General features: G+C 34.2%; 12 protein-coding genes, 11 tRNA genes and 1 pseudogene. 23 read left to right on the plus strand and 1 reads right to left on the minus strand.

Annotated elements, in window-relative coordinates:
* Positions 1-13 precede the first annotated feature (13 nt).
* From ABH957_RS22335 to ABH957_RS22380, 10 genes are all read left to right on the plus strand, one after another.
* Positions 14-89, plus strand: a tRNA-Asp gene (locus ABH957_RS22335).
* A gap of 9 nt (positions 90-98) precedes the next feature.
* A tRNA-Phe gene (locus ABH957_RS22340) sits at positions 99-174 on the plus strand.
* Positions 175-188: 14 nt separating this feature from the next.
* Positions 189-264, plus strand: a tRNA-Thr gene (locus tag ABH957_RS22345).
* A 10-nt stretch (positions 265-274) separates the two neighbouring features.
* Positions 275-358: transfer RNA gene (locus ABH957_RS22350), tRNA-Tyr, on the plus strand.
* Between the two features lie 8 nt (positions 359-366).
* Positions 367-440 (plus strand) — tRNA-Trp (locus ABH957_RS22355).
* A gap of 19 nt (positions 441-459) precedes the next feature.
* Positions 460-535: transfer RNA gene (locus ABH957_RS22360), tRNA-His, on the plus strand.
* A 64-nt stretch (positions 536-599) separates the two neighbouring features.
* Positions 600-674, plus strand: a tRNA-Gln gene (locus ABH957_RS22365).
* 5 nt (positions 675-679) lie between these two features.
* Positions 680-754: transfer RNA gene (locus ABH957_RS22370), tRNA-Gly, on the plus strand.
* 14 nt (positions 755-768) lie between these two features.
* A tRNA-Cys gene (locus tag ABH957_RS22375) sits at positions 769-839 on the plus strand.
* Between the two features lie 9 nt (positions 840-848).
* Positions 849-930, plus strand: a tRNA-Leu gene (locus ABH957_RS22380).
* A gap of 208 nt (positions 931-1,138) precedes the next feature.
* On the opposite strand, the gene ABH957_RS22385 is transcribed toward ABH957_RS22380, so the two are convergent.
* Entirely contained in the window at positions 1,139-1,459 is a 321-nt protein-coding gene (locus ABH957_RS22385; protein WP_404512233.1) for a DUF3884 family protein, read from the minus strand.
* A 660-nt stretch (positions 1,460-2,119) separates the two neighbouring features.
* On the opposite strand from ABH957_RS22385, the gene ABH957_RS22390 reads away from it, so the two are divergent.
* The 13 genes and pseudogenes from ABH957_RS22390 (at position 2,120) to colA (ending at position 20,919) form a co-directional block, all read left to right on the plus strand.
* Positions 2,120-2,839 (plus strand): YebC/PmpR family DNA-binding transcriptional regulator, encoded by a 720-nt coding sequence (locus ABH957_RS22390; protein WP_002091105.1) that lies wholly within the window; start codon positions 2,120-2,122, stop codon positions 2,837-2,839.
* Positions 2,840-3,142: 303 nt separating this feature from the next.
* Positions 3,143-3,604: pseudogene (locus tag ABH957_RS22395) on the plus strand (NUDIX hydrolase).
* A gap of 518 nt (positions 3,605-4,122) precedes the next feature.
* The gene (locus ABH957_RS22400) at positions 4,123-4,899 is read left to right on the plus strand and encodes a transglycosylase domain-containing protein (RefSeq protein ID WP_113937850.1); all 777 of its coding nucleotides are present in this window, start codon (positions 4,123-4,125) and stop codon (positions 4,897-4,899) included.
* A gap of 186 nt (positions 4,900-5,085) precedes the next feature.
* Positions 5,086-5,739 (plus strand): DsbA family protein, encoded by a 654-nt coding sequence (locus tag ABH957_RS22405; protein WP_002091101.1) that lies wholly within the window; start codon positions 5,086-5,088, stop codon positions 5,737-5,739.
* A gap of 115 nt (positions 5,740-5,854) precedes the next feature.
* Positions 5,855-5,928, plus strand: a tRNA-Gly gene (locus ABH957_RS22410).
* A gap of 200 nt (positions 5,929-6,128) precedes the next feature.
* Positions 6,129-7,271: a tRNA epoxyqueuosine(34) reductase QueG gene (gene queG / locus ABH957_RS22415; protein ID WP_002115986.1), complete on the plus strand. Its 1,143-nt coding sequence runs from the start codon at positions 6,129-6,131 to the stop codon at positions 7,269-7,271.
* 44 nt (positions 7,272-7,315) lie between these two features.
* Positions 7,316-8,203: an amidase domain-containing protein gene (locus ABH957_RS22420; protein WP_404512235.1), complete on the plus strand. Its 888-nt coding sequence runs from the start codon at positions 7,316-7,318 to the stop codon at positions 8,201-8,203.
* A 58-nt stretch (positions 8,204-8,261) separates the two neighbouring features.
* Positions 8,262-8,750 (plus strand): tRNA (uridine(34)/cytosine(34)/5-carboxymethylaminomethyluridine(34)-2'-O)-methyltransferase TrmL, encoded by a 489-nt coding sequence (trmL, locus tag ABH957_RS22425; RefSeq protein WP_000538149.1) that lies wholly within the window; start codon positions 8,262-8,264, stop codon positions 8,748-8,750.
* Between the two features lie 124 nt (positions 8,751-8,874).
* Entirely contained in the window at positions 8,875-10,944 is a 2,070-nt protein-coding gene (locus ABH957_RS22430; protein WP_404512237.1) for a sensor domain-containing protein, read from the plus strand.
* Positions 10,945-11,347: 403 nt separating this feature from the next.
* Positions 11,348-13,243 carry a PrkA family serine protein kinase gene (locus ABH957_RS22435; protein ID WP_002029658.1) on the plus strand — a complete coding sequence of 632 codons (1,896 nt, stop codon included), beginning with the start codon at positions 11,348-11,350 and terminating at the stop codon, positions 13,241-13,243.
* A gap of 448 nt (positions 13,244-13,691) precedes the next feature.
* Positions 13,692-14,867, plus strand: coding sequence for a sporulation protein YhbH (yhbH, locus tag ABH957_RS22440; protein WP_002010376.1), 1,176 nt, complete (start codon positions 13,692-13,694; stop codon positions 14,865-14,867).
* A gap of 128 nt (positions 14,868-14,995) precedes the next feature.
* Positions 14,996-17,719 (plus strand): leucine-rich repeat domain-containing protein, encoded by a 2,724-nt coding sequence (locus tag ABH957_RS22445; RefSeq protein ID WP_404512239.1) that lies wholly within the window; start codon positions 14,996-14,998, stop codon positions 17,717-17,719.
* A gap of 302 nt (positions 17,720-18,021) precedes the next feature.
* A complete protein-coding gene (gene colA / locus ABH957_RS22450) occupies positions 18,022-20,919 on the plus strand; it encodes a collagenase ColA (protein ID WP_404512241.1) in 2,898 nt (965 codons plus the stop codon).
* Positions 20,920-21,050: the final 131 nt, after the last annotated feature.

Here is a 21,050-nt window from a genome sequence, read left to right on the forward strand (position 1 = left end):
CCCGCAACCAAATGGTCCCGTGGTGTAGTGGTTAACATGCCTGCCTGTCACGCAGGAGATCGCCGGTTCGACCCCGGTCGGGACCGCCATTTTAATAAGGCTCGGTAGCTCAGTCGGTAGAGCAGAGGACTGAAAATCCTCGTGTCGGCGGTTCGATTCCGTCCCGAGCCACCATTTTAATAAAATATGCCGGCTTAGCTCAATTGGTAGAGCAACTGACTTGTAATCAGTAGGTTGGGGGTTCAAGTCCTCTAGCCGGCACCATGTAAGTTTCGGAGGGGTAGCGAAGTGGCTAAACGCGGCGGACTGTAAATCCGCTCCTTCGGGTTCGGCAGTTCGAATCTGCCCCCCTCCACCATTTTACATAGGGGCATAGTTTAAAGGTAGAACTGAGGTCTCCAAAACCTCCAGTGTGGGTTCAATTCCTACTGCCCCTGCCAAATATATAAACACAACATGGCGGTTGTGGCGAAGTGGTTAACGCACCGGATTGTGGCTCCGGCATTCGTGGGTTCAATTCCCATCAGTCGCCCCATTTTTATTTTTTAAAATTACAAATAAATTAATGGATACTTACATATAATTAAGTAAAACTTCGGTGGGCTATAGCCAAGCGGTAAGGCAACGGACTTTGACTCCGTCATGCGCTGGTTCGAATCCAGCTAGCCCAGCCATTTTTGCGGAAGTAGTTCAGTGGTAGAATACAACCTTGCCAAGGTTGGGGTCGCGGGTTCGAATCCCGTCTTCCGCTCCATTTTAACTTCATATGGCGGCATAGCCAAGTGGTAAGGCAGAGGTCTGCAAAACCTTTACCACCGGTTCAAATCCGGTTGCCGCCTTTCTTTTATGCCGATGTGGCGGAATTGGCAGACGCGCACGACTCAAAATCGTGTTCCTTCGGGAGTGTCGGTTCGACCCCGACCATCGGTATCACGAACGGCGTAACATCAAGGCTCTACACTAATTGTGTAGAGTTTTTTTGTGTTTTCTTCACACTACAAAATAAGCACTAATAGTGCGTTGGGGTAGTGTGCGGTGAGTAAGTGACGAACTTTAGATACAGTTGGAAGAAACTATGAGTATTAAAAGGATAAAATTTCAGTAGAATATTACATATACAAGAATTTTTTCGAGCACTCTAGAGAGAATCTCTCCACCCTGGTGACATGAAGTTAAATCCGATACCACCAGTTGAAATTACCACATTATCAGCTGGTAATTTCATAATTTCGAAAAACTTCTTTTCAAACTCTTCTCTGCTGTACTTGTACATAGTTGAGTGACACGACCATATTTGCGTTGAAGTACTCAACCAGTCCCCTAATTCCTTTAATTTAGGGAACGACTCAAATTGAATTGGACCATCCAATTTTATGAATCTCACTTGATAGATAGTTGGGTTTAGCTTTTCTCCTATCCCTTTAAGACCATGTGCTTTTTTCTCATTTGAATGTGTCATAATTCTCCCCCATCTTTTCTTTAAATTTTTTCCTATTTTAATTATACAGCAATAGAAAGTAATTATGGTAATATTATGGAATTAATAGAGGAATGAAAAGGAATAGCTTTAGTTTAATAATGAATAGTTCATAACATACTACATAACAAATCTTTAAAAGGACATGGCAGCTTTGCCCTGTTTCTTATTGTTTAGCGAGAAATAATAAAATAAATCATCACAGTAATAAATGAAATATGATAAATTTAATCAAGGGAGAGAAATGAAAGTAAAAGGTGTCAGTTATTTAATATGATTCCATTTTGGCTCCGTTTCATTTTAATTTATCATGTTTAAAGAAGCTCAAAATTTTTAAAATGCTTTAAAATAAAGGATTTTAAGGGTAGCACTCTATATAAATGTCACCTAAAAAGACCCTAACAGAAATGTTAGGTTTTTTTTTGTTAAATTATGCTATGTGATTCTAAAATTCGTAATAAACTTAGGAATTCATGTATAATATAACTTGTTGAAAGAACAAAATGATAATGATTTATATTATGTCTGTAATATGAATCAAAAATGAACTTTTTATATTTCTTTTAAAAATGTGTTGAATACACATTATATTTCATATTAATATTTTTATGTAGATTTAAAATGGGAAAGAGAGTGGAAAGTATGGGACGTAAATGGAACAATATTAAAGAAAAAAAAGCATCAAAAGATGCAAATACAAGCCGTATATACGCGAAATTTGGACGTGAAATTTATGTGGCAGCAAAACAAGGCGAGCCAGATCCAGAATCAAACCAAACGTTAAGAGTTGTATTAGAACGTGCGAAAACATACAACGTGCCAAGAACAATTATTGACCGTGCGATTGAAAAGGCAAAAGGCGGTTCAGAAGAAAACTATGACGAGCTTCGTTATGAAGGCTTTGGACCAAACGGATCTATGGTAATTGTAGATACACTGACAAATAACGTAAACCGTACTGCAGCAGATGTACGAGCTGCATTTAGCAAAAACAGTGGTAACATGGGTGTAAACGGTTCTGTCGCTTACATGTTTGATGCGACAGCTGTTATCGGTCTTGAAGGTAAAACATTAGATGAAGTTCTTGAAATCTTAATGGAAGCAGATGTAGATGCACGTGACATTCTAGAAGAAGAAGATTCTGTTATCGTTTATGCTGAACCTGATCAGTTCCATTCAGTACAATCTGCACTTAAAGGTGCTGGTGTTGAAGAATTTACAGTTGCAGAATTAACAATGCTTGCACAAAGTGATGTAGAACTTCCTGAAGATGCTCAAGTACAATTTGAAAAAATGGTTGATGCATTAGAAGATTTAGAAGATGTACAGCAAGTTTACCACAACGTAGACTTAGGGGAATAATAAAGTGAAACTTTAATCAGTGGGGGTTTTGTTCATCCCCACTGATTATTAGCCCTCACCAATCGGGCGTTTACAGGCAGCCCGACTCCCACCTAACTTCTTTGCTCTAGCTGAATTTTGAGGTGGGATTTTTACTGCCCATAAATAGCGGGATATAAGACAGAAGGCCCTTTCCTTTAACGGACAGGGTCTTTTTTTTTGGATTTAATTCAGGTGGTAAAGTATTAAAGGTATTTTGTAGCTGCTAGGGAATATGGTTATAGGTTTGTATTTTAAATAATCGTATTTCTAGGAGGTATTTCTGTGGAGCATAAAACACCAAAGCATATTGTTGCCGTAGCAGGTTATTTAACAAATGAAAAGAATGAGGTGCTTTTAACGAAAGTGCACTAGCGAGCTGATACGTGGGAAATGCCTGGAGGACAGGTAGAAGAAGGGGAAGCGCTCGATCAAGCTGTTTGCAGAGAAATAATGGAGGAAACAGGATTAACTGTGAAGCCTATCGGAGTTACAGGGATTTATTATAATTCTTCTATGCATATTGTAGCTGTTGTTTTTAAAGTAGCATATGTTAGTGGTGAAATAAAAATTCAACCTGAAGAAATACAAGAGGCTAAATTTGTTGCTTTAAACGAAGAGAACATTGATGAGTATATAACGCGTCCTCATATGAAATCAAGGACACTTGATGCGATGAAAGCAATGCATTTTATTCCATACGAAACATGGGAAGTTCAGCCATATAATCTTATAGGAAGGTTGTAAAGAAAAGGTTAGTTATTTGAGGACAGCTCAAATTGCTAACCTTTTCTTTATGTATACTGTTTCAGAAAAAGGTCACAATAATAAAGTGTAGGCTAATAATTGGTGGAGGAAGCAGGACTACCACCTAATTTCCTAGCTTTAGCCAAGTTTTGAGGGAGAAGACTTACTGCTCACAAATAGCGAGATTAGTATTGATTTACGGAACGTTTGTTCTGTATAATGGTGATATATCGTATATAATTAGATTGCTAGATGTTTAAAAGTATAAATGTATAAACTGATATAATAAAAGAATAAAGTGAAATTAAGGAGAGTCCTACTGCCTATAAATAGTGTGATAAACAAATGTATATTCAACATTTCATATGAATAGTAGATAAAAAGGGACTGTGATACAATACATTTTTACACCTTACAATGTTGTAAGGTAGGTGTAAGAGAAATCGATGGGATATTCTTTTATAACAAGGTATTCTTAAATTAAGAGTTATATGCTGTGTGGAAAAGAGGTGTTCGAGATGAAAGAACGAGTATTATCTAGAGTGAATTATCATCAAAAAGTTGCATTAAATCCATTAACTAAATTTCTTTATAAAGCCATTATATTATTATTATTGTTAAGTTTTGCATTATTATTCGCTGGAAATGTAATGATTGAGCGAAGTGATATTAGTAAATTACATGTACCCGCTAAGTTAGAGGTGCCAGAATCATTAACAAACGCATTTATTGCGACGGAAGATAAAAGGTTTTATCATCATAACGGTTTAGACTATATAGCGATTATCAGGGCGTCTATTGAAAATATAAAAGCTGGTGGTGTTGTGCAAGGAGGAAGCACGATTACACAGCAGTTATCTAAAAATGCTTTCTTATCTAATGAACGTACATTTTCCCGTAAGTGGAAAGAAATTTTTTATACGAAAAAGATTGAACGTACATTCACAAAGGATGAGATATTAAAATTGTATGTAAGTAATATTTACTACGGAGAAGGCGCATGGGGGATTGAAAAAGCAGCAAACCTTTACTTCGGTAAAAAAGTGGATCAATTAACACTGGCTGAAAGTGCAATGATGGCTGCTATAGTAAAAGCACCGGCTTATTACTCACCTGCACAAAATTATGATAAAGCAGTTGAGAGACGGAATGTAGTTTTAAGGCTAATGGAGAAAGAAGGGTATATAAATCATGATGAATATGTGCAAGCAGTTAGTGAGAAATTAGTAATTCGCCATGATATAAAAACAGAGCAATCCATGTTAAAAAATGCCCGTGAAAAAGCAGTAAGTTAAAAGAAGTTCCTACATAGGAGCTTCTTTTTTTAATAATTTGTGACAAAAGGCGACACAATATTGTCACAAACGTTGTATTTTTGTAATTTATGTGAGCGTGTTCATTGCGTGACCTATGTAAGTATTGATATTATGTGTATTGTGTACAATGATGTATACAGAATATGAAATTAAAGAGGAATGTATATGAAATCATCAAACAAACTCATGGCTCTTGGTATAGTTTTTTCTATCGCAGTATTGATTGTAATCGGGACGATTGTGTATAGCATCATAAATGACAAGAAAGATAAAGGGAATGAGATGTTTGCTTATTCTACGCAACAATCTTTAGGGAAAGATGATGCTCCAGTTAAGGTAGTTGAATTTGGAGACTTTAAATGTCCAGCTTGTCGTACTTGGGATGTAACAGTATTACCACGATTAAAAGAAGAGTATATTGATAAAGGTAAAGTGCAGTTATATTTTATTAACTTCCCGTTTATCGGAAAAGACTCTGATTTAGGTGCAGCTGCCGGTGAAGCAATTTATAAACAAGATCAAGATTCATTCTGGATTTTCTATGATGAGATTTATCAAAATCAAAAGAAAGATACGGAAGAATGGATTACAGAAGAATTACTTCTTAATATTGTGAAAGAAAAGCTTCCGAAAATTAATGTAGAACAGTTTAAAAAAGATTTACACAGTAAAGAAATGAAAGACAAAGTACGTAAAGATTCAGATCGTGCTCAAAAATTAAAAGTTCAAGGTGCTCCTTCAGTATATATAAATGGGAATCTTGCAAACCCTGATTTCGATAGTATGAAGAAGGCGATTGATAAAGAATTGAAAAAGTGATGAGGTATCTCATCACTTTTTCGACTTTTTTCGATAAATTTCTTGCTTCGATTTTTTTTACATGCTATACTAATTTACATAAGTTATTTCAATATCTTATATTTTTTTCATATTTGCGGGTGTAGTTTAGTGGTAAAACAAGAGCCTTCCAAGCTCTGGTCGAGAGTTCGATTCTCTTCACCCGCTCCAAATTTTATTTAATGTTTTTCTAATAAATTGTGATCAACGCAGTGTTTCGTTTCTAAGATAAACGAAGCATTGCGTTTTTTAATGTTTGAAAATCATAATTGTATGCGAAAATAGAAGTGAAGAATATTATTCCAAAAGTGAATTGATAACCAATATAGTCGTTACATAAGGGATGAATTCATCGGTGGAGGCGATTGAAAATGGACTTTGAACAATTAAAGCAAGATGTAATTGCGTATAGTAAAACGATTGGTATAGATAAAATAGGTTTTGCCAGTGCTTCACCATTTGAGGAATTAAAGCAGCGTCTAATCCAGCAACAACAATTGAATTATCAGTCTGGATTCGAAGAGCCTGATATAGAGAAGAGAACGAATCCACAGCTATTGTTACCTGGTGCGAAATCAATTATTGCGATTGCTTTAGCATACCCTTCAAAATTAAAAAATGCACCATTAAGTAAACGAGGGGAACGACGTGGGATTTTTTGCCGTGCTTCTTGGGGCCAAGATTATCACCTTGTTCTACGAGATCGTTTGCAAAAGTTAGAGGCGTATTTAATCGAAAAGCTGCCGGATATAGAAGTGAAATCAATGGTTGATACAGGGGAGCTAAGTGATCGAGCTGTTTCAGAGCGTGCCGGTATTGGATGGAGTGGTAAGAACTGCGCTATTATTACGCCGGAATTTGGTTCGTATGTATACTTAGGAGAAATGATTACGAATGTTCCATTCCCTCCTGATCGGCCAATAGAAGATCAATGTGGAAGTTGTACGAAATGTATTGATATTTGTCCTACAGGTGCTTTAGTACAAGGGGGGCAGTTGGACTCGAAGAAATGTATTGCATTTTTAACACAGACAAAAGGGTTTCTGCCTGAAGAATATCGCGATAAAATAGGAAACCGTATATATGGATGTGATACGTGTCAGACTGTTTGTCCGAAAAATAAAGGAATGGATTTTCATAACCATCCTGAAATGGAGCCTGACCCTGAGTTAGTTAAACCGTTATTAACACCACTTTTAACAATTAGTAATCGTGATTTTAAAGAGAAGTATGGAATTATGTCTGGTTCATGGAGAGGTAAAAAACCATTGCAACGAAATGCTATTTTAGCACTTGCACATTTTAAAGAAACAGCAGCAATTCCTGATTTAATCGGTGTTATGAAAGATGATCCAAGACCAGTACTTCGAGGAACAGCAGCATGGGCACTTGGGAAAATTGGTGGAGATGGAGTAGGAGAAGCGATTGAAAAAGCGATGGAACGTGAGAAAGATGAAGAGGTTCTTCATGAAATGAATCGTGGACTTGAATTGTTAGCACAGAAAAAAGAGTAGATAATATCTCCCTTTTTCATATTGTAATATGGGAGGGAGACGAAATGGTTGTAAAAGCGAATATTGAAAAGCAAGTGCAACAGTTTTTAGCATATATAACAGAGAAACGAACAGATGTAGATGGTATTGCAGTAGATTTGTTACAAATGGTACAGAGAAAGAAACAATTGTTTCAAAAGCGTAGTGCACATATAGTGAAAGCAACTGCAGATATTTCTTTCATTAGACAATTAAATAGTAATGAGCATCAAGAAATTGATTATCAAATACACTTGAAATATTTAATTAAGCATAAAGAATTATTTTATATCGAAGAGGAACAATTAAAACGACGAGTTTATTTAAAAAATAGTTGTATAATAGATGATTATGCTCTTGAAGTGTCAGAAGAAATAGGAATAGGTAAAACGTTAGAACGGGAAGTCACGAAAGAAAAATACGGTTCATATCAATATAATCGTTTAGAGGCAGTGAAATATGCAGAGCGTTGGTGGGATGATCGTAATTCTGCATACCGTAATTTTCCGGATAATTGTACAAATTTCATTTCACAATGTCTGCACACTGGAGAAGTACCAATGAATGGACATCCTAACATTCGTAAAGGGTGGTGGCAAAGGGGAAACCAGTGGAGTTGGAGCTGGGCTGTAGCACACTCTTTTTATTGGTATTTGTCAGGTGCTACAACAGGGCTTCGAGCAGAAGCAGTAGAAAGGCCAGAAGACCTTATTCTTGGCGATGTAATTGCGTATGATTTTGAGGATGATGGTAGGTGGAATCATACGACAATTGTAGTAGCAAAAGACGCAGATGGTATGCCGCTTGTAAATGCACATTCAGCGAATAGCCGCAGGCGTTATTGGAACTATGAAGATTCTAGTAAATATACACCACAAATGAAATATAAATTCTTTCATATTATTAATGGGTAGAGATTTTTCGTTCAAGTGGTATAATACGTAGTAGATAAAAAATAGAGGTGAATATCGCGTGGGAGTACATGTTGTTTTATATCAACCAGAAATTCCAGCAAATACAGGAAATATTGCACGTACTTGTGCAGCAACTGGAACAGAATTGCATTTGATTAGACCGCTTGGATTTTCAACGGATGACAAAATGTTAAAGCGTGCAGGATTAGATTATTGGCAGCACGTAAAAGTTACGTATTATGATTCAATCGAAGAATTTTATGAGAAAAATAAAGATGGTGAATTCTTTTATTTAACAAAGTATGGCGAGAAAGCTCATACAGCATTTGATTATAGCAAACGTGAGAAGGATTACTATTTCGTATTTGGAAGAGAAACAAATGGATTACCAGCTAATGTAATTGAAGAAAACTTCGATCATTGTTTACGTATTCCAATGACGGATAAAGTACGTTCGTTAAATTTATCTAATACAGCAGCAATTTTAATTTATGAAGCGTTCCGTCAACAAAATTATCCAGGATTAGATTTAGAAATCGTTTATTAAAAGTCGCCATTTGGCGGCTTTTTTATTTTTTAAAAAAATATGTAATCATACATTTTAAAAAAGGTACATATTCATATAGAATGAGATATATGAATAAAAATAGATAAGACGGGTTGAGATAAATATGAAGGAACAATATAATAATCAAAATACCTTTTTAAGTATGATAGATATGGATTTAGTAAGACAGGGATTGTTACATGCTATTCAAGATTTAGTGTTTATTGTGAAAGTTATTGATGATGAAACTTTTAAATATATTTATGTGAATAAAATAGGAATGGATCACGCCAGGCTAGGGAAAGAATGTTATGGAAAAACTTTTGCAGAAGTATTACCAGAAGATACGGCAAGGTTATTGCAAGGACAATATGAAAAAGTAATGAGAGAAGCGAGAGCAAATACATTTTGTGATGTAATTAGTTTGCCAACTGGTGATATACATTATGAATCTTCACTTAATCCAGTATGCGATGTAAATGGAACATGTCAGTTTATTATTTGTATTACTAGAGATATTACAGCACAGGTTAAGAAAAAAGTGGAAATAGAAGAAAAACAAATGTTATTTAAGTCATTACTAGAATATAATAATGATTCCATTATATCTGTAGATTCTATTGGAAGAATTACATATGCAAATCCAGCAACTTATGAAATTTTTGGGTATCGATATGAAGAGTTAAAGGACCAATTTATTTTTCAGTTTATAAATAAAGAATATGAAAAAACTTTTCAAATTATATTTAAAAATGCTTTACAGGGAAGAGCAAAACAAATTGTTGCAAAGAAATACATTCATAAAGAAGGATATGAACTTTATATTTCCGTGAGGACAATCCCCATTATTGTGAATAGTGAAATCGTCGGGGTGTACATTGTTACGAGGGATGTTACGAGGCAAGTATTAAATGAGATGAAAACAGAATATTTGGCTTACTTCGATCAGTTAACAGGGTTAATGAATAGAATATCATGTACAAATAAGCTAAATGAATTTTTAGCTGAGAATAAAGAATTCGCATTGGTTTTTATAGATTTGGATGAATTTCACCTTATTAATGATACATTTGGTCATAAAGAAGGGGATCAAGTCTTAAAAAAAGTTACTGAATGCTTACGAGACCTAAAAATAGAAGATATGCATTTATTTAGAGAACATGATGATCAATTTGTTATGTTAATAGAAAATATAACGAGAGAATGCGTAGAGGAAGTTGCACAAACAATATTAAAAAAAATTAGTGAGCATTTTGTAATAGAGGAAGAGGATGTTTATTTAAGTGCATCAATTGGTATTGTAATGGCCCCAATTGATGGAGTGGATGAAAAAATGCTTTTCCAAAGAGTCGACGCAGCTTTGGAAAAAGCAAAGGAAAAAGGAAAAGGATATTATCATTTTTATTGTAGTGGATTAAATTGTGAACGTGAACAAAGGTTTATAATAGAGAATCAGTTACATCGTGCTATAGAGAAAAATGAATTTTTCTTATATTATCAACCTCAAATTAATATTGAAACGGGAAAGATAGCCAGTATGGAAGCATTAATAAGGTGGGAGAATAAGGAGCTAGGATTTGTCTCGCCAAATCAATTTATCCCACTTGCTGAAAGAACTGGATTTATTATTAAACTTGATGAATGGGTAGTACATCAAGTTTGTGAACAGATACGTGAATGGTTAAATAAAGGGTATGAAGTTGTACCAATTGCATTTAATATTTCAGCTAGACATTTTCGTTCTATTACATTAATAGAGATGATTACACGTGCTTTAAATAAGTACAACGTCCCCCCTCATTTATTAGCAATAGAAGTTACAGAAGGGGCTCTTATACATAAAGATTTATCGAAAAGAGTGTTAATGCAGTTAAAAGAACAAAATTTAAAGATTCATTTAGATGACTTTGGAACGGGATATTCATCTTTAAGTTATTTAAAAACATATCCGATTGATACGTTGAAAATTGATCGTTCTTTTATGGAAGGTATATATAAAGATGAAAGAGACACGAATATTACGGCTGCAATTATTCATTTAGCACATACTCTAGGGTTAAATGTAATTGCAGAAGGAGTAGAAAAAGCGGAACAAATACAATTTTTAAAGGAAAAGAATGTGAAACTCGTACAAGGTTATTTTTATAATCGTCCTTTATCGATATACGATGTGGAAAATATTTATTTTAAATAGTGTATAAAAAATAAGAAAAAAAGTGATGTGCTTTTCAGCACATCACTTTTTATGTGTACCTGGTTTATCGTTATAACCAGATGTGAAAATAGCTGTAAGAAATGTGAGCGATACACCTAAAATTAATAATAACTTCATACTAATTTCCTCCTTACTTTTTCGGTTTACGAATCCTATTTGTGAATCGAAATGTATGTAAGGTTCCTAGAAGAAAAGAATTTATTTACAATGAATAGCAGCGTGAAAACTTTAATACCTTTATTATACAGAATTTTCTTTGAATTTTGGAGAGAATTTTATAGCGCTATTATATATTTCGTTTTGATTTAAAGAATGTTTAAGGACATCCTAGCATACCTTTTATAATAATCCGATTGAACAAGGAGATGGGGGAGGAGCTATAATGGATATTTTAAAGAAAATTGAACAATATCGGGAAGCAGAAGAACGTTTACAATGGGAAGGTACGTTTGCGGAGTATTTGGAGCTTGTGAAAGAAAGACCATGGGTGGCTCAAACAGCACACTCTCGCATTTACAATATGATAAAAGATGCTGGAATTGAAGAAGTTGATGGTAGAAGAAAATATAACTTCTTTAGTAATCAGCTATTTGGATTAGAGGATGCTTTAGAACGCCTTGTGGAAGAATATTTTCATCCATCTGCAAAACGATTAGATGTTAGGAAACGTATTTTGTTATTAATGGGGCCTGTTAGTGGGGGGAAATCAACATTAGTTACGATGTTGAAACGAGGATTAGAAACATATTCACGAACAGATCGTGGAGCGATTTTTGCAATAAAAGGATGCCCAATGCATGAAGATCCACTTCATTTAATTCCACAGCATTTACGGAATGATTTCTTTGATGAATATGGAGTAAGGATTGAAGGGAATTTATCACCATTAAATGTTATGCGTTTAGAGCAAGAATATGGATCAAGAATTGAGGATGTAGTTGTAGAGCGTATTTTCTTCTCTGAAGATCGCCGTACAGGAATTGGTACATTTAGTCCTTCTGATCCAAAATCACAAGATATTGCCGATTTAACAGGTAGTCTAGACTTTTCTACAATTGCAGAATACGGTTCGGAATCAGATCCTCGTGCATATCGATTTGATGGAGAATTAAATAAGGCGAACCGCGGCATGATGGAATTCCAAGAGATGTTAAAATGTGATGAGAAATTTTTATGGCATTTACTATCGCTTACACAAGAAGGGAATTTTAAAGCAGGAAGATTTGCGCTTATTTCAGCAGATGAATTAATTGTAGCGCATACAAATGAAACAGAGTATCGTTCCTTCATAGCAAATAAGAAAAATGAAGCATTGCATTCACGAATTATTGTAATGCCGGTTCCATATAATTTACGGGTTAGTGAAGAAGAACATATTTATGAAAAAATGATTCGTGAAAGTGATGTGTCCAATGTTCATATTGCACCGCATACACTTCGCGTTGCAGCAATGTTCACTATTTTAACTCGTTTAAAAGACCCAAAGCGTCCAGATATTGATTTAATTAAAAAGATGCGTTTATATGATGGAGAAACGGTAGAAGGATATAATACGATTGATGTAGAGGAACTGCAACGCGAATATCAAGATGAAGGTATGAAGGGGATTGACCCTCGTTATGTCATTAACCGAATTTCTTCTACAATTATTCGAAAAGAGGTACCATCTATTAATGCACTAGATGTACTGAGATCGTTAAAAGACGGATTGGATCAGCACCCGTCAATTAGTAGTGAGGACCGAGAGCGCTATATGAATTTCATCTCATTAGCGAGAAAAGAATACGATGAAATTGCTAAGAAAGAAGTACAAAAAGCATTTGTTTATTCATACGAAGAATCAGCTAAGACACTTATGGATAATTACTTAGATAACGTCGAAGCATACTGCAATAAATCAAAATTACGTGATCCGTTAACGGGCGAAGAAATGAGCCCAGATGAAAAACTTATGCGTTCGATTGAAGAGCAAATTGGAATTTCAGAAAATGCTAAAAAGGCATTCCGTGAAGAAATTTTAATTCGCATTTCTGCTTATGCACGTAAAGGGAAACGCTTTGATTATAATTCACATGAACGTCTTCGTGAAGCGATTCAGAAAAAATTATTTGCCGATTTAAAAGATATAGTGAAAATTACAACATCAACGAAAACACCAGACGAAAATCAGCTTAAGAAAATCAATGATGTTGTTGCACGCTTAATTGATGAGCATGGCTATAATTCTTCATCTGCGAATGAATTGTTACGATATGTAGGTAGTTTGTTAAATCGATAGTTTGATAACAAAACGCTGTCTCTTATTCTTGGGACGGCGTTTTGTTATCTATTGATATTTGTAAAAAGTGTCATAGCTTGTCCGAATATAATAAATTAAGATGCGATTTTATGAATTTCTTGTCAATTATTTTTACAATATGCATATGATAGAGTAACCAACCATTCATACAAAAAAGCCAACACAATACAATATGTTGCAAAACGAAAATGTGTGCAACAATGCATTGTGTTTCTTTCTTATCAACGGCTGAATGTTTCTTTCTATTATGTGAGTGGCAAAATTTTGTTTAGGATGCTCGGAGTATTGTATGAAAAACGCTATATATGTTTATGGGATGATTTTCGATGAACAGTTATTTTTCAAATATTCTAGTTACGCACACTAGAAAACAAAATTATAGATTGCTGTTCATAGAGGAAGACAATTACAGTAAGGAGGGAAAGGAATGAGCGAAGAAAACCAACCAAATTACACGATTTCACAGGAAAACTGGTCCCTCCATCGCAAAGGATATGACGACCAACAACGCCATCAAGAAAAAGTGCAGGAGGCAATCAAAAATAATTTACCAGACCTTGTAACAGAAGAAAGTATAGTTATGTCTAATGGCAAGGATGTTGTGAAAATACCGATTCGTTCTTTAGATGAATATAAGATTAGATACAATTATGATAAAAACAAACACGTTGGGCAAGGAAACGGTGACAGCAAAGTTGGTGATGTTGTTGCAAGAGATGGATCAGGTGGTCAAAAGCAGAAGGGACCAGGAAAAGGGCAAGGGGCAGGAGATGCAGCTGGAGAAGATTATTATGAAGCAGAAGTCTCAATTTTAGAATTAGAGCAAGCGTTTTTCAAAGAATTAGAGCTGCCGAATTTAAAGAGGAAAGAAATGGATGAAAACAGGATTGAGCACATTGAATTTAATGATATCAGAAAAACAGGATTATGGGGAAACATTGATAAAAAACGGACGATGATATCAGCATATAAACGAAATGCGATGCGTGGTAAAGCATCCTTCCACCCGATTCACCAAGAAGATTTAAAGTTCCGTACTTGGAATGAGGTGTTAAAGCCAGATTCGAAAGCGGTTGTATTAGCGATGATGGATACGAGTGGATCGATGGGAATATGGGAGAAGTATATGGCACGTAGCTTCTTTTTCTGGATGACAAGATTTTTACGCACAAAGTATGAAACCGTAGACATTGAGTTTATTGCTCACCATACGGAAGCGAAGGTCGTCACAGAAGAAGAGTTTTTCTCAAAAGGGGAAAGTGGTGGAACAATCTGTTCTTCTGTATACAAAAAAGCACTTGAGCTAATCGATAATAAATATTCACCAGACCGCTATAATATTTATCCATTCCATTTTTCAGACGGTGATAATTTAACTTCGGATAATGCTAGATGCGTAAAGCTTGTGGAAGAGTTGATGAAGAAGTGTAATATGTTTGGGTATGGGGAAGTGAATCAGTACAACCGCCACAGTACGCTTATGTCAGCATATAAAAATATTAAAGACGAGAATTTCAGATATTATATTTTAAAGCAAAAAGCAGATGTATTTCATGCGATGAAGAGCTTTTTTAAAGAAGAATCAGGAGAAAAAATGGCATAACCCCTTGTAAAGGGGTTATTTTTTTGTAAACTTTTTATTTTTTTAGTTGACAACGATAATGAAAATCATTATCGTTTATTCGAGAAATGATTACATTTTGATTTATATATTTTGGAGGAGATGTAAAGTTGGAAAGAAATAAAAGAAAACATATAAATGCGATGATTATCGCTGCGGCGTTATCGCTTCCATTTGCTACGTATTCAACGCCTGCTTTAGCAGCTGTAGCAATTGAGGCTAATAAAACGGGATATGCTTTAGAAGATGGTACATATGATGCTGTTATTAAAGCGTATAAAGATAAAACGAATGAAGAATCTATGGCAGCTGTTTATATAAAAAATCCGAAATTAACAATTGAGAATGGAAAGAAAATTGTAACGGCAACGTTAAGTGATAGTGATTTCTTCCAATACTTGAAAACAGAGGATATTGATACTCCTGGTGTATTCCATGATGTAAAAGTCATATCAGAGGATAAAAAGAAAAATGGGACGAAGGTTATTCAATTTGAAGTTGGAGAATTAGGAAAAAGATATAATATGCAAATGCATATTTATATTCCGACGATGGCTTATGACAATAAGTATCAAGTACAGTTTGAAGTAAATGCATTAAATTTAGAAAACAATGTTCCAGAAGAACAAAAGGAAAATAAAGAGGATAAAGTGGATCAACAAGATGAAAGTGCAAATGTAATAGTTGATAAGAAATTACAACAGCATATTAATAAATATAATTTAGAGAGAAAAAATATAAATGAACCTATAACGAAGGAAGATTTATTACAAATTAAAACATTATCCATATACTCAGGTGAGGGGATAAATGAAATAGCTGGTTTAGAATATATGACAAACTTAGAGAAGTTGACATTAAGAGAGTCTAATGTAACAGACATATCTGTTATCTCGGGATTGAGACATTTGAAATATTTAGATTTATCCTCTAATCCAATTGAAAGCATTCAACCCGTTTCTAAGCTAGAGAATCTTGACATGCTCTTTTTAAGAGATAACAAAATTGCAGATCTTACACCGTTAAGTCAAATGAAAAAGATTAAAATATTAGATTTAATTGGTAATAATATAAAGGATCTTACACCATTATTTACAGTGTTATCGTTAGAAGAAGTATACTTAGCAAATAATCAAGTTAGTAATCTTTCGGGTATTGAGAAGTTAAAGAATGTGAATCTATTATGGATAGGAAATAATAAAATTAGTGATGTTGAGCCTATTAGTAAAATGAGTAATCTTATTGAACTAGAAATTGCTGATAGTGAAATAAAAGATATATCATCATTATCTAAATTAGTAAAAATACAAGTATTGAATTTAGAAGAGAATTATATCTCTGATATATCGCCACTGAGTAATTTAACAAATTTACATGAGATAAATCTTGGAGCGAATGAAATTTCTGACATAAAGTCTGTTGAGGAATTGGGTAAGCGAACTTCAATAGATATTCAAAGACAAAAAATCTTTTTAGATGAAGCAAGCGTAGATGAAGAAATAAAAATTCCAGTATACAATTTTAAAGGAGAGCCACTTCAAAATATTAAATTGAAAAGTGAGGGGGCTACGCTGAGTAACGGATTTATAAAATGGAATAGTCCTGGAGAAAAAATATATGAATTTAAACTAGATACGAATCCTGCTGAAAGTAAAATAAGATTTAATGGGACGGTTATACAAAGTATAGTTGAAAAACAAACAGAAAGTAAAAATGTAATTCTTGATAAAAATTTACAACAACATATTAATAAAAAGAATTTTGGTAGAGAGAATCTAAATGCCCCTATAACAAAAGAAGATTTATTACAGATTAAAACATTAGAGATACCTAAAGAAAAAGGAAAAGAGATAAAAGATCTAACTGGTTTAGAATACATGACGAACTTAGAAAACCTCACTTTAGAAGGAGTAGGGTTGAAAAATATTGAGTTCATTTCAAACTTGAAACAATTGAAAGACGTGAATGTATCTCATAATAAAATTGAAGATATAACGCCGTTATCTTCACTGGAAAATTTACAGTGGTTAAACCTTGCGGATAATCATATTAAAGATGTATCAGTTCTTGGTTCAATGTTAGACCTACTCAGTTTAAAATTAGCTGGAAATGAGATTCGTGATGTAAGGCCGTTAATACAATTAGGTCAATGGTTTTCAATTGATGCCGGAAGACAAAAAATCATTTTAAATGAAGAGAAAGTAAATGAAGAAATTCAAGTTCCGGTATATGACTTAGAAGGAGAAACTATTGAGAATATTAAACTAACAAGTGAGGGTGGAACGTTTAATAACGGAGTAATGAAATGGAGTACTCCAGGTGAAAAGGTATATAAATTTGATTTAGATTCGGATGAAACTAGTATAAGCTTTAATGGAACAGTTATCCAGAATATAGTTGAAAAAGAAGAAGTGACAGAACCAACAAAAGAAGTTGAAGAAATAAAAGAAGAAGTAAAAGAGCCGGTAAAAGAAATTGAAGAAACAAAAGAAGAAGTAAAAGAGCCGGCGAAAGAAGTTGCAGGTACAAAAGAAGAAGTGAAAGAACCGGCGAAAGAAGTTGCAGGTACAAAAGAAGAGGTAAAAGAATCAGCAACTGGATTGGATCAAGAGCCAAAAGGGAATAATCAAGTTGGTCCAGTAAAAGTGGTAGGACAAGAGAGTGCGAAAGAAAAAGATTCAAATAAACAACATGCTAATAAGCAAGAGGAAAATCAGAAGTCTTTAGCAGAAACTGGTGGTCAAGCTAACACACCGACCTTACTTTCTGGATTAGCACTTGTTCTTTCAGCATTAAGTATGTTTGTATTTAGAAAGAGATTATTTAAGAAATAAATAACGTTTTATCTTATTATTATATAAAATGATTATATAAGTTTTTGAGAAGCCCTTATTATAGCAATTTCATGTTGAAATATGCTTATGATAAGGGCTTTTTGAATAGGGGAAGGATATTAATACGAGGATGTTTCGATTGCTTAAATAATGGAGCAACTGTAGCGGAAACTGTAAGTCCCTTTCGTTCACTATATGTTCAAAATGTATGAAGAAATAATATGAAATATTGCATTTTATATCATTTCATCTAGATAATATGTTAATTTCTTGAATGGAATATATAAATAGGGGGCAATAATATGAACAAGCAATCAAAGATCAATAAAGTGTTGCTTAGTATTAGTACAATGGCGCTATCGCTCGGAGCAATTCAAACGAATGTATCAGCAGAAGAAAAGGTACCGTATAATGTATTGCATTCGAAACCAGTTGGAATTGAAAAACCAGTAGATGAGATCGGACACGCTTCTAAAGCCGAGGAAACATTATCATTTCAAGAACGTTTAAAAGTAGGAGATTTTTCACAGCGACCAGCATCTATTACGAAGAAATCGGCAGTAAAGCAAGCTAAAGAAAGCTATTCAATGGCTGATTTAAACAAAATGAATGATCAAGAATTAATTGAAACGTTAGGCAGTATTAAGTGGCACCAAATTACAGACTTATTCCAGTTTAATGAAGATGCAAAAGCCTTTTATAAAGATAACGGAAAAATGCAAGTAATTATAGACGAATTAGCTCATAGAGGTAGTACATTTACGAAAGATGATTCAAAAGGAATTCAAACGTTTACTGAAGTGTTACGTTCAGCTTTTTATCTTGCATTTTATAATAATGAATTAAGCGACTTAAATGAAAGAAGCTTCCAGGACAAATGTTTACCAGCGTTAAAAGCTATTGCGAAAAATCCCAACTTTAAGCTTGGAACAAATGAGCAAGATACAGTCGTATCTGCATACGGAAAATTAATTAGTAATGCATCAAGTGATGTTGAAACGGTGCAATACGCATCGAATATTTTAAAACAATATAATGATAATTTTAATGCATATGTAGACGATCGTATGAAAGGACAAGCTGTATACGATATGATGCAAGGCATTGATTATGATATACAGTCTTACTTAAATGAGGCTCGTAAAGAAGCGAATGAAACGATGTGGTATGGAAAAGTAGATGGGTTTATTAATGAAATAAATCGTATTGCTCTTCTAAATGAAGTAACGCCAGAAAATAAATGGCTCGTTAATAATGGAATTTATTTTGCTAGTCGTTTAGGTAAGTTTCATAGTAATCCAAATAAAGGATTAGAGGTTGTTACACAGGCAATGCATATGTACCCGCGTTTAAGTGAGCCGTATTTTGTTGCAGTAGAACAAATTACAACAAACTATAATGGGAAAGATTATAGCGGGAATACGGTAGATTTAGAGAAGATACGTAAAGAAGGAAAAGAGCAATACTTACCAAAAACGTATACATTCGATGATGGATCTATTGTATTTAAAACTGGGGATAAAGTGTCAGAAGAAAAAATCAAGAGATTATATTGGGCTGCGAAGGAAGTAAAAGCGCAATATCACCGTGTGATCGGAAATGACAAAGCTTTAGAACAAGGTAATGCAGACGACGTATTAACGATAGTAATCTATAATACTCCAGACGAATACCAGTTAAATAGACAATTGTATGGATATGAAACAAACAACGGTGGAATTTATATTGAAGAGACAGGGACATTCTTTACATATGAGCGTACGCCAGAGCAAAGTATTTATAGTTTAGAAGAGTTATTCCGTCATGAGTTTACTCATTATCTTCAAGGGAGATATGAAGTTCCCGGTTTATTTGGAAGAGGAGATATGTATCAAAATGAAAGATTAACTTGGTTCCAAGAAGGGAATGCAGAATTTTTCGCAGGATCTACTCGTACAAATAACGTTGTACCAAGAAAGAGCATCATTAGTGGATTATCATCTGATCCTGCAAGTCGTTATACAGCAGAGCGTACACTATTTGCTAAATATGGTTCTTGGGATTTCTATAACTACTCGTTCGCATTGCAGTCTTACTTATATACTCATCAATTTGAAACGTTTGATAAAATTCAAGATTTAATTCGTGCGAATGATGTGGGAAATTATGATACGTATCGTGAGACTTTAAGTAAAGATTCTAAGTTAAATAAAGAGTATCAAGAGTATATGCAGCAGTTAATTGATAATCAAGATAAGTACAATGTGCCGGAAGTAGCAGATGATTATTTAGCTGAACATGCACCAAAAGCACTAACAGAAGTGAAGAAAGAAATTAGTGAAACGTTGTCTATGAAAGATACAAAAATGACAAAGCATACATCTCAATTCTTTAATACATTTACATTAGAAGGCACATTTACAGGTAGTGTAACAAAAGGTGAGTCAGAAGACTGGAAAGCAATGAGTAAAAGAGTAAATGAGGCTTTAGAACAATTGACGCAAAAAGAATGGAGTGGCTACAAAACGGTTACAGCATATTTCGTCAATTACCGTGTGAATAGCTCTAATCAATTTGAATATGATGTAGTCTTCCACGGTATCGCAAAAGATGACGGAGAAAATAAAGCTCCGACGGTTAATGTAAACGGACCTTATAACGGGCTTGTAAAAGAAGGAATTCAATTCAAAAGTGATGGGTCAAACGATGAAGATGGAAAAATCGTTTCTTATTTATGGGACTTCGGGGATGGAAGTACAAGTACAGAAGTTAATCCAGTACATGCATATGAAAGAGAAGGAACTTATAAAGTAGCGTTAAGAGTAAAAGATGATAAAGGTAAAGAGAGCAGAAATGAAACAACTGTTACGATTAAAGATGGGAGTTTAACAGAATCTGAACCAAATAATCGTCCAGAGGAAGCAAATCGTATTGGGTTAAACACTACTATAAAAGGTAGCCTTATCGGTGGGGATCATACCGATGTTTATACATTTAATGTCGCATCAGCGAAAGATATCGATATTTCTGTTTTAAATGAGTATGGAATCGGGATGACATGGGTACTTCACCATGAATCAGATATGCAAAATTACGCAGCTTATGGTCAAGCTAATGGAAATCATATAGAAGCAAAATTTAATGCAAAACCAGGTAAGTATTACTTGTATGTATATAAATATGATAATGGCGATGGAACGTACGCATTATCAGTAAAATAAGTGCTTTTCCAATGTATGTTTAACTTTACTTTTTGTGGAAAACAGTATATTATATAGATATACAATATATCGGTTATTTACTAGGAGGAGCCTGTCACAATAGGTTTCTCCTGTTCTTTTTTAGAGACCTG

It is taken from the genome of Bacillus sp. RC242, assembly GCF_044908245.1.
Classification (GTDB): domain Bacteria; phylum Bacillota; class Bacilli; order Bacillales; family Bacillaceae_G; genus Bacillus_A; species Bacillus_A mycoides.